Source organism: Halalkalibacter oceani (assembly GCF_023715605.1).
Classification (GTDB): domain Bacteria; phylum Bacillota; class Bacilli; order Bacillales; family Bacillaceae_D; genus Halalkalibacter; species Halalkalibacter oceani.
In genome coordinates this window covers 67511-80948 of the sequence record NZ_JAMBOL010000002.1, presented here as the reverse complement: position 1 = coordinate 80948, position 13438 = coordinate 67511, and the positions used below count along the sequence as shown (strand labels likewise).

Genomic DNA, 13438 nt, shown 5'->3' with positions numbered 1-13438 from the left:
ACCGCCCGTCCATTTGTATTTAATGCGTGCTAAAATAAAGTTCCATAAGCTAGATGGACTTTTATTAAGGAAGTGGTATCGATGAACAAGTACGTTGGAATGATGATTGTAGGCTCTTGCTTGTTTTTAAACGCTTGTGTATCATCGGCTTCAAGCTCTGAAAACCCCTTGCAGCAGCCACCTGATGAGACAGTAACAGTGCTTTTTTCTGACTCATCGACGCTGCAAAATGAAAGCAGTTATTATGATGCTTTGCTTGAAGTTCAGCGAATCTATTCATCTGATTCCGCTGATACCCCCTTCTTTATGATCGTCGACGCCTCAGAGCGTGATCTTATTCGTTATTTTAACATTGAACAATTTCCGACAATGCTTGTCTTAACGGGCGATACAGAAAATTTACGAATGGAAGGCACCTTCTCAAAAGACGAAATTTTAGCACATTTGATTCAAATTTATCAACTTCAGGGCGATGTCAGCTACAGCTTTCATTCCTCGTTTTCTTAAAGTCTTACCTGCAAGGGGCTGGGCAAAAGGTTGTTTTTCACCCTTTTGCCCAGCCCTTAACCTGTTTAGTCTCAAGCTAAAAATGGGGAACAATGCCAAATGGCCTTTCCTCATAATAGCAGTCTACAGCTTTACATTTCATCTCAGTCCAATTCGTAAAGCCAATTTTACTGTGCAAATGGTTGTGAGCAGCAATCGCCTTTTCCAGCTCGTCTTCGCAAATCGTGTTGACCCCAAGGTCCCGGGAAAGCTCCTGCCAGGAAGAATAACCGGTATACAACTTCATAAAACGGTTCGATAACAACAAGGTTATCGGCGGTTCACCTGTCGGTTTTGCGGCATGTGCAAGCAGCTGTTTTATCGAATCAACCATCTTACTCCCTCCCCGTTTCCTGCAAAAAGGCTGCAGCCCGAATCTTCTTCCGGACTGCAGCCTTCAGTTATCTGATCAGCTACCATTTCTTTTCTTTATCTTATTCATATTATTCCTAGTTGTCAACTGTGTTTTATAAAAAAATAAAAACTGCCTGACAGGAACCCCTGTCAGACAGTTGAAAATGATCTTACTTCACAATATGAATCGGCGTGCCAAGTGCTACTTCAGCCGCTTCCATTGTGATTTCTCCTAATGTTGGATGCGCATGGATCGTAAGCGCAATATCTTCAGCAGTCATGCCTGTTTCAATTGCAAGACCAAGCTCCGCGATCATATCAGATGCATTTGGACCGGCGATTTGCGCGCCAATGACCAAACCATCATCTTTACGTGTAATGAGCTTCATAAAGCCGTCTGCATCATTTAAGGATAGAGCACGTCCGTTTGCGGCAAATGGGAATTTCGCTGCAACGACATCATAACCGGCATCCTTCGCTTCTTTTTCGTTGTAGCCGACTGTCGCCAATTCAGGCTCCGAGAAGACAACAGCAGGAATCGCAAGATAATCCACTTCTGCTTTTTCCCCAGCGATCGCTTCAGCCGCCACTTTTCCTTCGTAGGAAGCTTTATGGGCCAACGGAGGTCCTGGAACGATATCGCCAATCGCATAAATGTTGCTGACGCTTGTGCGACATTGCTTATCAACCTTGATGATGCCACGCTCGTCAAGCTCAACACCGATCTGCTCAAGGCCGATTTCGTCCGTGTTCGGCTTACGGCCAACTGTTACAAGGACATAGTCCGCTTCAAATACTTCTTCCGTTCCTTTTACTTCGGCCGTAACCTTTACGCCGTTTTCCGTTTCTTCCACACTTTTGGCCAGCGCTTCCATCTTGAAGTCAACGCCGTTTTTCTTCAAGCGGCGCTCAACAAGCTTCGCCATCTGCTTTTCGAAGCCGCCAAGAATTTGCTTTGTTCCTTCAAGCACGACGACTTCCGTCCCCATGTTGGAGTAAGCGCCTGTAAGCTCAATACCAATGTATCCGCCGCCGATGACGACCAATTTCTTTGGTACTTCTTTCAGCGCCAACGCACCAGTTGAGTTAATAACACGCTCAGAATATTTAAACCCAGGAATCTCAATCGGACGGGAACCAGTCGCGATAATACAATTTTTGAAATTGTATGTTTGCGCACTTTTCTCATCCATTACACGAACAGAGTTTGCAGAAGCAAAATAAGCTTCGCCGCGAACAATCTCGACTTTATTTCCTTTAAGAAGTCCTTCAACTCCGCCTGTTAATTTCTTTACGACAGACCCTTTCCATTCCTGAACCTTTTCAAAATTGAGCGCTACGTTTTCAGCAACGATCCCCATATCATCAGAATGCTTCGCTTGATGGTAACGGTGTCCAGCTGTGATGAGTGCTTTTGAAGGAATACAACCAACGTTTAAGCAGACGCCACCCATTTCTCCTTTTTCAACAATCGTTACTTTTTGCCCGAGCTGTGCCGCGCGGATCGCAGCAACATATCCCCCGGGACCTGAACCGATGACAAGTGTGTCTACTTCATTTGCGAAATCTCCAACAACCATGTTTACCCCTCCATTAATAGTAATTGTGGATCATTTAATAGACGCTTCACGTGGTTAAGTGCATTCTGAGCTGTAACGCCATCAATCAGACGGTGATCATAGCTAATTGATAGAGCCAATACCGGCGCAGCAACAATTTCCCCGTTTTTCACGACCGGCTTTTCTTCGATACGTCCAATGCCAAGAATCGCTACTTCAGGGTGGTTAATGATTGGCGTAAACCATTGACCACGCGCCGAACCAAGATTGGAAATCGTGCAAGAGCCGCCCTTCATATCATTGCTGCTTAACTTGCCATCACGTGCCTTGACTGCCAATTCATTGATTTCATCTGCCAAAGCAAAAATTGACTTACGGTCAGCATCTTTAATGACAGGAACAACAAGACCTTGGTCTGTATCTGCGGCAATTCCAATATTGAAATACTTCTTGTAGACGATTTCTTCATTCGCATCATCAATTGAGGCATTTAACGTTGGATATTTGCGCAGAGCGGACGTTAACGCTTTAACAACATAAGGGAGGTATGTCAGCTTCGTGCCCTGATCCGCGGCAATTTGCTTATACTCCTTACGATGGGCAACTAAAGCGGTGACGTCGACTTCATCCATATGAGTCACATGTGGAGCCGTCTGCTTCGAGTTCACCATTGCTTTGGCAATCGCTTTGCGGATTCCTTTTAGCGGTACGCGCTCTTCAAGCTCACCGGCAGGAATCGCTTGCGGCTCTGCTTTCTTAGGAGCAGCGGCTGCCGCCTCATCCGTTGTCGTCGGTGCTTCTGCTTCTCCTTGGCTTGATCCACCTTCTAAGAAAGAATCAATATCTTCTTTTAATACCCGATTATTCTTTCCTGTGCCGTTTACCTTCTTGATGTTCACACCTTTTTCGCGAGCGTACTTGCGAACAGATGGCATGGCAATGACACGCGTCTCATCATCATCTGCATCTTCAGCTGGTTCTTTTGAGCTTGCTGCTTCTGCTTCCTTCTTTTCCGCTGGTGCTTCTGCTTTCGTTTCTGCTTTGTCATCAGCCGGAGCGCTTTCTTCTTCAGCAGGGCTTTCTTCCCCAGTATCGATTGTCACGAGCACATCGCCAACAACACAAACTGTTCCCTCTTCTACTTTAACGTCTAAAATTTTCCCGTCAACAGGAGATGGGATTTCTACCACCGCTTTATCGTTTTGAACCTCAAGAAGAATATCATCTTCCTTTACTTCGTCCCCTGCTTTAATGAACCATTTTACAATTTCACCTTCGTGAATACCTTCTCCGATATCCGGTAACTTAAATTCATACGCCACTAGAGGTGCCTCCTTTTTCTGCCTAATTTCTAAAACCAAAACCCTTCACAGGTTCATTAAGAAAAGCCGCCGCACGCTTTCTAAAAAGACGACAGGTAACGAACCGGTCTGCCGCATCCGCGAGCGATTTTCCAAAATCACTTCTTTCCCTTCCTTAAATGAAAGACAGCGGCTCGTTCTGCACGCTGCTTCATCGCCCCATCAACGTGGACATGTCCATTTGATGAGGCCTCTCTTCTTTTTTCACCTGTAAGACCTTCTTGTATAGGCTTATCTATTGTTTAAAATTCAATTACTTTTTTTGCTGTTTCAATAATTCCGTTATAATCAGGAATCCAGTCATCCTCCGCAGCAGCAAAAGGATAGATCGTATCAGGCGCCGCCACGCGAAGCACAGGTGCTTCCAGGCTCAAAATCGCCCGTTCTGTAATCTCGGCAACAACATTTGCCGCGATTCCAGCCTGCTTCTGCGCCTCCTGGACGACAATCGCCCGGTTTGTCTTGTTGACTGATTCAATAATCGTATCAATGTCGAGCGGACTAATTGTCCGAAGGTCGATCACTTCAACGTCAATGTTTTCCTTTTCAAGCTCTTCCGCTGCTTTCAGAGAAGCGTGAACCATTGCCCCGTATGTAACAATAGTTAAATCTTTTCCTTCTCTTTTCACATCTGCTTTTCCAAGCGGGATTGTATATTCTTCCTCAGGCACTTCGCCGCGGAAAGAACGATACAGCTTCATATGCTCAAGGTAGACGACCGGATCATTATCACGGATCGCTGAAATGAGAAGCCCTTTTGCATCATATGGAGTCGAAGGGATGACCACCTTTAAACCAGGTGTCTGTGCCATTAGCCCTTCTAAGCTGTCAGCGTGCATTTCAGGTGTTTTTACCCCGCCGCCAAAAGGAGAGCGGACCGTAATCGGCGCATATTGTTTTCCGCCGGTACGGTAACGAAGACGGTTCATCTGGCCGGCAACGGAATCGAACACTTCGAAAACGAAGCCGAAAAACTGGATTTCCATGACCGGACGGAAGCCTGTTAAGCCGAGTCCGATCGCCAGACCGCCAATCCCTGATTCAGCAAGCGGTGTATCAAAAACACGATCTTCACCGAATTCTTTTTGCAGCCCCTCCGTTGCCCGGAATACACCACCGTTTTTCCCAACATCTTCTCCAAATACGAGTACATCTTCATTATTCTTCAGCTCATTACGCATTGCATCTGTAATGGCTTGAATCATCGTCATTTGCGCCATTGGTTATTTCGACTCCTTTGCTGTGTATTCTTCCATTTGCTCACGAAGGTTGTGCGGTAACTCTTCAAACATAAATCCAATCAGGTCTGTTACCTTCTGTTTCGGAGCTGCATCAGCCTTTTTGATCGCTTCTTTAATTTCTTCCTTCGCCTTTTCAACCACTTCGTTTTCCTGCTCTTCACTCCATAAGCCTTTGCCCTCAAGGAACTTGCGGAAACGAACAAGTGGATCTTTCTTCGTCCATTCATCATCCAGTTCAGATGAACGGTAACGTGTCGGGTCATCCCCCGCCATTGTGTGCGGACCATAGCGGTACGTCAATGTTTCAATTAAAGTAGGGCCTTCGCCGGCAAGCGCGCGCTCTCTCGCTTCTTTCGTCGCTACATAAACAGCAAGCACGTCCATTCCGTCTACTTGAATCCCTTCAATTCCGGCTGCCACTGCTTTTTGGGCGATCGTCTTTGCTGCGGACTGTTTTTCAACAGGCACAGAAATCGCAAAGCGGTTGTTTTGCACAACAAAAACAGCTGGAGCATTATAAGCTCCGGCAAAGTTCATTCCTTCATAGAAATCCCCTTGTGAAGCTCCGCCGTCCCCTGTATATGTGATCGCAATATTTTCTTTTCCTTTACGCTTAAGTCCTAAAGCGACTCCGGCTGTTTGAACAATTTGCGCACCGATAATGATTTGCGGCACCATAATATTCAAGCCGTCCGGGAATTGACCGCCGCCAAAGTGACCGCGTGACCAAAGGAATGCCTGATGAAGCGGCAACCCATGATAAAGAATTTGCGGAATATCGCGATACCCCGGTAAAATCCAGTCTTTTGAATCCAGTGCGAAATGGGAACCGAGCATCGAAGCTTCCTGTCCCGCCACCGGTGCGTAGAAACCGAGGCGTCCTTGACGATTCAATGAAATCGCACGCTGGTCAAGAATGCGCGTATACACCATCCGGCGCATAAGCTCCTGTAACTCTTCATCTTTCAAATCAGGCACGGCAGCTTCATTAACAACTTCGCCCTCTTCATTTAAAATTTGGAACGTTTCAAATTGGCTTTCAACTTGCTCTAACGTTTTTGTACTCATTGCCCTTCACCTCTTCCTTTCGTTTAAAAAAGTTTTCGTATTAGTCGGCTTTCATCACGTATGACCTTATTTTACAATCAGTTCATCATCCTATAGGATACCCAAACTACCTTTATCCATAACCCGGCAGCTGGCAGATCAAACGTCGCTTACCTAAGTAAAACGATGGGTTTACAGAATTTTGGGACATCCTATCATTTCAAGAAAGCAAACTATACTTGGCTTCATGAAAAAAGTGATCTGTATCAGTTTTTTCTGGATGAAAGTAATACAACATATCCTTCTGGCATTAAGTCTACCCTACTTTGCAGAAATTCGTCAATCCTTTTTACTTAACGTCCTCCTATAAAGATTTTGAATCATGATTTTTGGTTTCCGAACTAAACTGTGTTATAGATCAACCTCAAACATTGGTAGTACAGCTCAACCGAAGAAAAGCTGATAGGTCTTTTACTTGCAAGCCGCCACCCTTCCCCAAACCGACCCGAAAAATTTACCCTTCTCCATCAAAAAAAACAGCTGACTTCGAAGCAGTTATTCAAACTGCACCTCGAGTTCAGCTGTCTCATAAAAAAGCCTTTTCTTTTCATTATATTCATCCGTATATTGATTAAACTGCTCTTTTTCCTTTGAAACGACTTCATATGACGCATTCACGGTATCGATTTGAGCTTGAAGTTCTTCCATCGTAAGCTCTTCCTGCTTCAACATCGTAAAAAGCGCTTCATCTTCTTTCGCCGCTGTAACATAGGCTTCATAAAGCTTTTGATAATGCTCATAACGTTTGTCCATCGCCGCGATTAATTCGGCCAGGAGGCTGCGGAGCTGTTCGTCTTCCACCTCGTCTTCGGCCGGCTTGATTAACTCAAATTCGGCATAGCTGCGTTCAATGCTTTCTTTTTCCGTTTCTATCATAGCGAGCCGGGAAGCAATTGAAGCCAGCGCCTCATCTGCCAATTCGCTAATTTCCTCCATATCATTGACACCAAGGGCGATAATTTGTTCAAACAATTCATTTTCCTTCAGTTCTGCTGCCTGAAGCGGCTCCTGCTGCTCTTCAAAAGGTTGCTCGAGCTCGACAGCTGCTTCCAAGTGCTGGTAAACAGTCTCAGCCGGTTCTTCTCCACAGCCGCTAAGCAGCGCAGCAGCCATGACGACCAGTACGATCCATTTTCGATGCTTCACCCTTCTTCCCCCTATCTTCTTTCTCTATACCCAGTTTCCCACCCCACTACACTAAATCAATCAGCAGAAATTGACAATACCTTTTCCAGATTTCCAGTTCTAATTATTGCTAGTATATGATCGCCTTTTTTTCAATATGTGCTTGTCCACAAAATAAAATGAGAAAGTCCGATTGTTTTTAGGAAAAATAGGCATTCATCCAACCGTCCTTAGTGAAAATGCATATTGTAGTTAGTGAATCGCAGGCTAATGCGGTGTTATCAAAAAGGAGGAATGTAGAATGTACGGATACGGTGGAAACTGTTGTTATGATCCTTGTGGATATGGATATGGCGCTCCAGTAGCAGGCGCAGGCTATGGCCCTGGTTTTGGCGGCGGCGGTTGCGGATACGGAAGAGGCTTTGCTTTAATCGTCGTGCTTTTCATCCTGCTTATCATTGTAGGAGCTTCTCGTTTCGGCCCATGCTAAACAACCGCTTCAAAGCAGCGTGAGAAGGCTGCGCAACGGTTTCAGAGAGCCAGTGGGAAAGGATGTTCTTTCCTCCTGGCTGCGCGCAGTATGAACCGTTGCCCTTCTTTGTTTCATTTATGGACAGCCCTTTTGCAGGGGGTACTCGGCCAACCGATCTTGCTTTTTAATTTGATCGCAAAAGTCTTGATCTTTCTTGAAAATGTACATAAAGTATGTGGTAAGGGTAAAGGAGTGATGAATGAAAGATGTTAACGATGAAAGATATTGTACGTGAAGGTGATCCCGTCTTACGGCAGGTTGCCGAAGAAGTGTCCCTCCCACTAAGTGAAGATGACAAAGCGACTTTACAAAAGATGCTTGAGTTCGTTATAAACAGTCAGGATCCCGAGATCGCTGAAAAATATGCGCTCAGACCCGGGGTTGGATTGGCGGCTCCGCAAATCGGCATCTCGAAAAGAATGTTTGCCGTCCATGTGACAGACGAGCAGGATCAGCTGTATAGCATGGGGATTATTAATCCGAAAATAATCAGCCATTCCGTCGAAGAAACTCATTTGGAGAATGGGGAAGGCTGCTTATCGGTTGATCGTGATATTCCTGGAATTGTTCCGCGGTATGCGCGGATTACGGTAAAGGCGACTACGCTCGAGGAAGAAGAAGTGACGTTGCGTCTGCGCGGCATGGTAGCGATTGTCTTTCAGCATGAACTGGATCACCTGAACGGAATCATGTTCTACGACCGTATCGAAGACTTTGAAGACAAGCTGAAAAAAAGCGTCCCAAGCCATTTACGGTAAAGAACCTCGTATTAAAAAGAGCTTGAGACAAAACTAGCTTTGGACCTACTGGCAATGGCTTCACACGCCACAAGGCCGTTGTGAGAAACCCACTCACAACGGGCTTTAAAAGATCGGGGCGGTTCCGCTCATTGCTTAGAGAGGCTGGGAAAAAGGTCAAAAACAACCTTATTGTCCCAGTCTCTTTATACCGAGCATTTCCCCGTTACGGGCTTTACGAATGAAGCCGCTGCATTTTGCCTTTTACCATTCAACTCTTAAAGACCGCCTCGTTTTTACAGCAGTCCAGTATAGCGCAGTCCATGCAGGATGCCATCTTCGTTCACTGGTTTTGTGACATAATTGGCGACAGCCTTCGCTTCTTCTCTCCCATCTCCCATCGCCACGCCGGTTCCAACGAACTGAAGCATTTCCAGGTCATTTAACGCATCGCCAAAAGCATACGACTGCTCCTGCGGAATAAATAAATAATCGAGAACCTGCTTGATTCCTCTCGCTTTCGAGCCGCCTCCCGGAAGAATATCGACGGAATAAGGATGCCAACGAATGTAATCAAAATGATTATGCCCCTGAACATAGATCTCTTCCTCTTCTTCCTGACAGAACAGAAGGGCCTGATAAATTTTGCGCTGATGATATTCGCCTTTTTTCACAGGCGGATACGGGAGCTTAAGCCCTCCGAGACTTTCTGCTATATAATGATCGTCGGCGCGATTGGCGACCGCACCGTTATGGTCAAGAAAGACCATTGAATGATTTGCCTGCTCGGCAGCCTTCTCCAGCCGGATTAACTCGTTCGTCGTCAGCGGTACGTCATGAATGACCTTCCCTTCCACAACAACATAAGAGCCATTAAAGCTGACATACGACTCGATTCCAAGCTCTTCCCGCAGCTCCTTGAACATAAACGGAGCCCGGCCTGTTGCAATCGCGACATAAACGCCTTTTTCCTGCAAGGAAAAAATAGCTTCCTTCGTTGATTGCGGCAACTCCTTCTCTTCATTCAAAAGCGTCCCATCAATATCGAAGAAGACAATCGGTTTATTCTTTTTCATTTTTTTCTCCCCACTTTCTATCTCTCGTTCACTCTTCAAAGAAACTTCCAGCCATTTCCTTGAACAGATTATAATCGGTTCACACATACTAAGCATAACAAAAACCTCTCTGGTTGGACACGTTTGGAACTTAAAATCTTTGTTAAGGAGGAATGGAATCATGTTAAAAAAACTTCGCAAAAAAATTATAAAAGGCTGTCGGCAGCTTTTACCAAAAAATAGACTTATTGAAGTATAATGTACGTTGGTTATGTGAAAAATGGCGGTTGAAGCAGCCGTTCTTCCAAGGCGTCAAAAGAAAAACATGAAATAGTGCTATATTTGCTTTATAATGAAAATATAACCAACGGTAAGGAGAGGTAGAACTATGATTTATAAAGTGTTTTTTCAAGAGAATTTTAAAGAAGTGCCTGTACGGGAATACACAGAAGCAATTTATGTGGAGGCGGAATCGGAAGCTGACGTGCGTAGAAAGCTTGCCCCGCGTAAATACAACATCGAATTTATAACGCCAATCTCTGGTGCGTTTTTGGAGTATGAAGAAAACAAAGAAGATTTCAAAGTGGAGTCGTTATAATATATGAAGCAAGTTAAAAACAATCAGACAGCCGTCTTTGCACTTGGCGGTTTAGGCGAAATTGGCAAGAACACGTACGCGGTCCAATTTCAGGATGAAATCATTTTAATCGATGCCGGAATTAAGTTTCCAGAGGACGAGCTTCTCGGAATCGATTATGTCATTCCCGACTACACGTATTTAGTGAAGAACGAGGATAAAATCAAAGGTCTTTTTATCACGCACGGACATGAAGACCATATCGGTGGCATTCCCTATCTTCTGCGGGAAATAAATGTGCCCATTTACGGCGGCAAGCTGGCGTTAGGCTTATTAAAAGGCAAGCTGGAGGAACATGGACTGTTGCGTAAAGCAAAGTTTCATGAAATTCATGAAGATCAGATCGTCAAGTTCGCGAAAACATCAGTGACGTTCTTCCGGACGACTCACAGCATCCCTGATTCTTATGGAATCGTCGTCAAGACGCCTCCCGGCAACGTCGTCCATACCGGGGATTTCAAATTCGACTTCACTCCGGTCGGAGAGCCTGCCAACTTGACGAAAATGGCAAAGATCGGTGAAGAAGGCGTGCTCTGCTTGCTTTCAGATAGTACGAACAGTGAAATCCCTGATTTCACGATGTCGGAGCGAAAAGTCGGCGAAAGCATTGACTCGATTTTCCGCAAGGTCGATGGCCGGATTATTTTTGCGACATTTGCCTCAAACATTCACCGCCTGCAGCAGGTCGTCGAAGCAGCCGTCCATCACGGACGAAAAATAGCGGTGTTTGGCAGAAGTATGGAATCAGCGTTAACAATCGGACAGGAGCTGGGCTATATTCACGCGCCGAAGAACACGTTTATCGAAACGTCCCAATTGAACAAGCTTCCTGATAATCAAGTCACGATTTTATGTACGGGAAGTCAGGGAGAACCGATGGCGGCGCTTTCCCGAATTGCAAATGGGACGCATCGCCAAATTCAGATCATTCCCGGCGACACCGTCGTCTTTTCGTCTTCTCCGATTCCGGGGAACACACTAAGCGTCAGCAAGACGATCAACCAGCTTTACCGTGCCGGGGCTGACGTTATTAGCGGACCACTCAATGACATTCACACATCCGGACACGGCGGCCAGGAAGAGCAAAAGCTGATGCTTCGTTTAATGAAGCCGCAATACTTTATGCCGATCCACGGTGAATACCGGATGCTTAAAATGCATATTAGATTAGCCAAGGATTGTGGAGTTGACGAAAAGAACAGCTTTATTATGGAAAATGGCGATGTCCTCGCCCTTCACCCTGATGAAGCCGGAGTTGTCGGAAAGATTCCATCCGGTTCTGTCTACGTCGACGGAAATGGAATTGGCGATATCGGAAATATCGTTTTACGTGACCGCCGCATTCTTTCAGAGGAAGGGCTGGTCGTCGTCGTCGTCAGCTTGAACATGAAGGAATTCAAAGTAACAGCCGGTCCTGATTTAATCTCCCGCGGGTTTGTCTACATGAGAGAGTCGAGCGACTTAATTAATGAAGCGCAGAAGCTGTTATCTGCTCATTTGGACAGTGTTATGGAAAGAAAGACGACGCAATGGTCTGAAATTAAAAATGAAATTACCGATTTACTAAGTCCGTTTTTATACGAACGGACAAAGCGCAGACCGATGATCCTTCCGATTATCATGGAAGTGTGAAGCAGCATAGCTTCACGCCAAAGGAGGCTGGGACAATAGGTTGTTTTTTGACCTTTTTCCCAGCCTCTCTAAGCAATGAGCGGAACCGCCACGATCTTTTAAAGTCCAAAGCTAGTTTTGTCTCAAGCTCTTTTCTCTCTTTATCCAAATAACCGGCCCCATGTTTCCGGACCGGTAATTCCATCGACGGCAATTCCCGCCTGCTGTTGGAAGCGGATAACAGCGGCAGCGGTTTGCGGTCCGTACATTCCGTCGATCGGACCCGGTGAAAATCCAAGCTCTTTTAGCCTCTGCTGTATCGCTTTCACCTCCGGCCCTTTATCTCCTTTTGAAAAAAGTGCTTTCGTTCCACCCTTCGTTAGTTCACGGCGAAATTCACTCATCGAAAAAGCAGGACAAGCTTTCCATTGATAGCCAGGAAACTCCTGATGACCCAGCACGCGCTCTTTCGGGATACCCAGCTCCTGCATCAAGCTTTTTGTTAATGCAACAGCAGCAGCCCGCTGAACCGGCTGTAGCCGTTCTTGACGAAAGTCACCGACGAGGCAAATCCCGATCGCCCCCGCGTTGCTGTTGCCAACATGATAGCTGACCGTCTCGACCGAATGACACCAGCTGATTACCCCTTTCTTGTCCACCACATAATGATAGCCAATCCCCGGCCAGCCGAGCTGAGTAACGTGGTAAGCAGCGAAAGCTTCTGCACTGCCGCTTACAGTCGCACTATGATGAATCGCAATAAATTGAATGTCGCGGCGCGTCCGCCTTTTATAATATCGAGCGCCATGTACGGTAAGTGAATGACGTTTATCAACAATTTTCATTCCCCACTCCCCTTCCTTTTTCAGTTATCTATAAATAGAAAAAGGAAAGAAAAAAAAGGGGAGAACCTTAGAGATAAAATTAGCTTTGGACCTAGTGGCAATGCTTAAGGGGCTGGGAAAAGGTAAAAAACAACCTTTTATCCCAGCCCCCTCAAAGCCGATGCATTATTCGCTTATTCTTTAATACCTAACACGCGGTTCACACGCTTTGTCAGCATTTTCATGCCGCCGCCGCCCGCTTGAAAGTGGCGAAGCTGACCTTCTTCGTCAAATACATAGTAAGCTGGAACGTATTCATTTTCAAACGCGTCTGTCAGCTTATGTTCACTATCAACGAAAATCGGCTGAGAAATATTATGCTCCTCGGCGACCTTTTTAATTTCATCAAGGTCTAAATCCTTTTCAGATCGAGGCATATGAACAGCGACCACATTTAACTTGTCTTCGTATTGATCACGAAATTCATTCACATTTGGCATTGCTTCCTTACATAAGCCGCAGCTAATTGACCAAAAATGAATCAATGTCGGTTTGTTTCCAATTAGATCACTCTTTGTATATTCACCATTTAACCAGGTTGTTGCGCCATCAAGTTCAGGCATTTGTGAGCGTAATTTAAGCGCCATCGAAAAAGCCTCCTATTCCTGTATGTTCATTTATTGTAGCCGGAAGGGAGCGGGGGTGTCCCACAGGCATGAAAGCCTTGATGAGACACCCCCTTCTTTCAC

At 45.6% G+C, this 13438-nt stretch carries 13 protein-coding genes and 1 pseudogene; 5 read left to right on the top strand and 9 right to left on the bottom strand.

Annotated features, from left to right (window positions below; translation table 11 throughout):
- Positions 1-81 precede the first annotated feature (81 nt).
- The gene (locus M3202_RS03020; protein ID WP_251221881.1) at positions 82-507 is read left to right on the top strand and encodes a hypothetical protein; all 426 of its coding nucleotides are present in this window, start codon (positions 82-84) and stop codon (positions 505-507) included.
- 76 nt (positions 508-583) lie between these two features.
- Here M3202_RS03020 and M3202_RS03015 read toward each other — a convergent pair whose 3' ends face one another.
- From M3202_RS03015 to M3202_RS02990, 6 genes are all read right to left on the bottom strand, one after another.
- The gene (locus M3202_RS03015; RefSeq protein ID WP_251221880.1) at positions 584-880 is read right to left on the bottom strand and encodes a hypothetical protein; all 297 of its coding nucleotides are present in this window, start codon (positions 878-880) and stop codon (positions 584-586) included.
- 190 nt (positions 881-1070) lie between these two features.
- Positions 1071-2480 (bottom strand): dihydrolipoyl dehydrogenase, encoded by a 1410-nt coding sequence (gene lpdA / locus M3202_RS03010; protein ID WP_251221879.1) that lies wholly within the window; start codon positions 2478-2480, stop codon positions 1071-1073.
- A gap of 2 nt (positions 2481-2482) precedes the next feature.
- Entirely contained in the window at positions 2483-3781 is a 1299-nt protein-coding gene (locus tag M3202_RS03005; protein WP_251221878.1) for a dihydrolipoamide acetyltransferase family protein, read from the bottom strand.
- 281 nt (positions 3782-4062) lie between these two features.
- Entirely contained in the window at positions 4063-5040 is a 978-nt protein-coding gene (locus M3202_RS03000) for an alpha-ketoacid dehydrogenase subunit beta (protein WP_251191995.1), read from the bottom strand.
- A gap of 3 nt (positions 5041-5043) precedes the next feature.
- Complete coding sequence (gene pdhA, locus M3202_RS02995) at positions 5044-6129, bottom strand: pyruvate dehydrogenase (acetyl-transferring) E1 component subunit alpha (protein WP_251221877.1); 1086 nt, start codon at positions 6127-6129, stop codon at positions 5044-5046.
- Between the two features lie 534 nt (positions 6130-6663).
- The gene (locus M3202_RS02990; RefSeq protein ID WP_251221876.1) at positions 6664-7314 is read right to left on the bottom strand and encodes a YkyA family protein; all 651 of its coding nucleotides are present in this window, start codon (positions 7312-7314) and stop codon (positions 6664-6666) included.
- Between the two features lie 385 nt (positions 7315-7699).
- Between M3202_RS02990 and M3202_RS02985 the strand changes: the two are divergent.
- A pseudogene (locus M3202_RS02985) lies at positions 7700-7783 on the top strand (YjcZ family sporulation protein); the annotation flags it as partial.
- Positions 7784-8031: 248 nt separating this feature from the next.
- On the top strand, positions 8032-8583 hold the full coding sequence (gene def, locus M3202_RS02980) for a peptide deformylase (RefSeq protein WP_251221875.1): 552 nt from the start codon (positions 8032-8034) through the stop codon (positions 8581-8583).
- Between the two features lie 275 nt (positions 8584-8858).
- On the opposite strand, the gene M3202_RS02975 is transcribed toward def, so the two are convergent.
- Positions 8859-9638 (bottom strand): Cof-type HAD-IIB family hydrolase, encoded by a 780-nt coding sequence (locus M3202_RS02975; protein WP_251221874.1) that lies wholly within the window; start codon positions 9636-9638, stop codon positions 8859-8861.
- Between the two features lie 367 nt (positions 9639-10005).
- Between M3202_RS02975 and M3202_RS02970 the strand changes: the two genes are divergently transcribed.
- Both M3202_RS02970 and rnjA read left to right on the top strand, forming a co-directional pair.
- Positions 10006-10215: a DNA-dependent RNA polymerase subunit epsilon gene (locus M3202_RS02970; RefSeq protein WP_251221873.1), complete on the top strand. Its 210-nt coding sequence runs from the start codon at positions 10006-10008 to the stop codon at positions 10213-10215.
- A 3-nt stretch (positions 10216-10218) separates the two neighbouring features.
- Positions 10219-11886, top strand: a complete 1668-nt coding sequence (gene rnjA / locus M3202_RS02965; RefSeq protein ID WP_251221872.1) for a ribonuclease J1 — start codon at positions 10219-10221, stop codon at positions 11884-11886.
- 140 nt (positions 11887-12026) lie between these two features.
- On the opposite strand, the gene M3202_RS02960 is transcribed toward rnjA, so the two are convergent.
- Both M3202_RS02960 and M3202_RS02955 read right to left on the bottom strand, forming a co-directional pair.
- On the bottom strand, positions 12027-12710 hold the full coding sequence (locus M3202_RS02960) for a peptidoglycan recognition protein family protein (RefSeq protein ID WP_251221871.1): 684 nt from the start codon (positions 12708-12710) through the stop codon (positions 12027-12029).
- 173 nt (positions 12711-12883) lie between these two features.
- Positions 12884-13336, bottom strand: a complete 453-nt coding sequence (locus M3202_RS02955; RefSeq protein ID WP_251221870.1) for a TlpA disulfide reductase family protein — start codon at positions 13334-13336, stop codon at positions 12884-12886.
- Positions 13337-13438 lie beyond the last annotated feature (102 nt).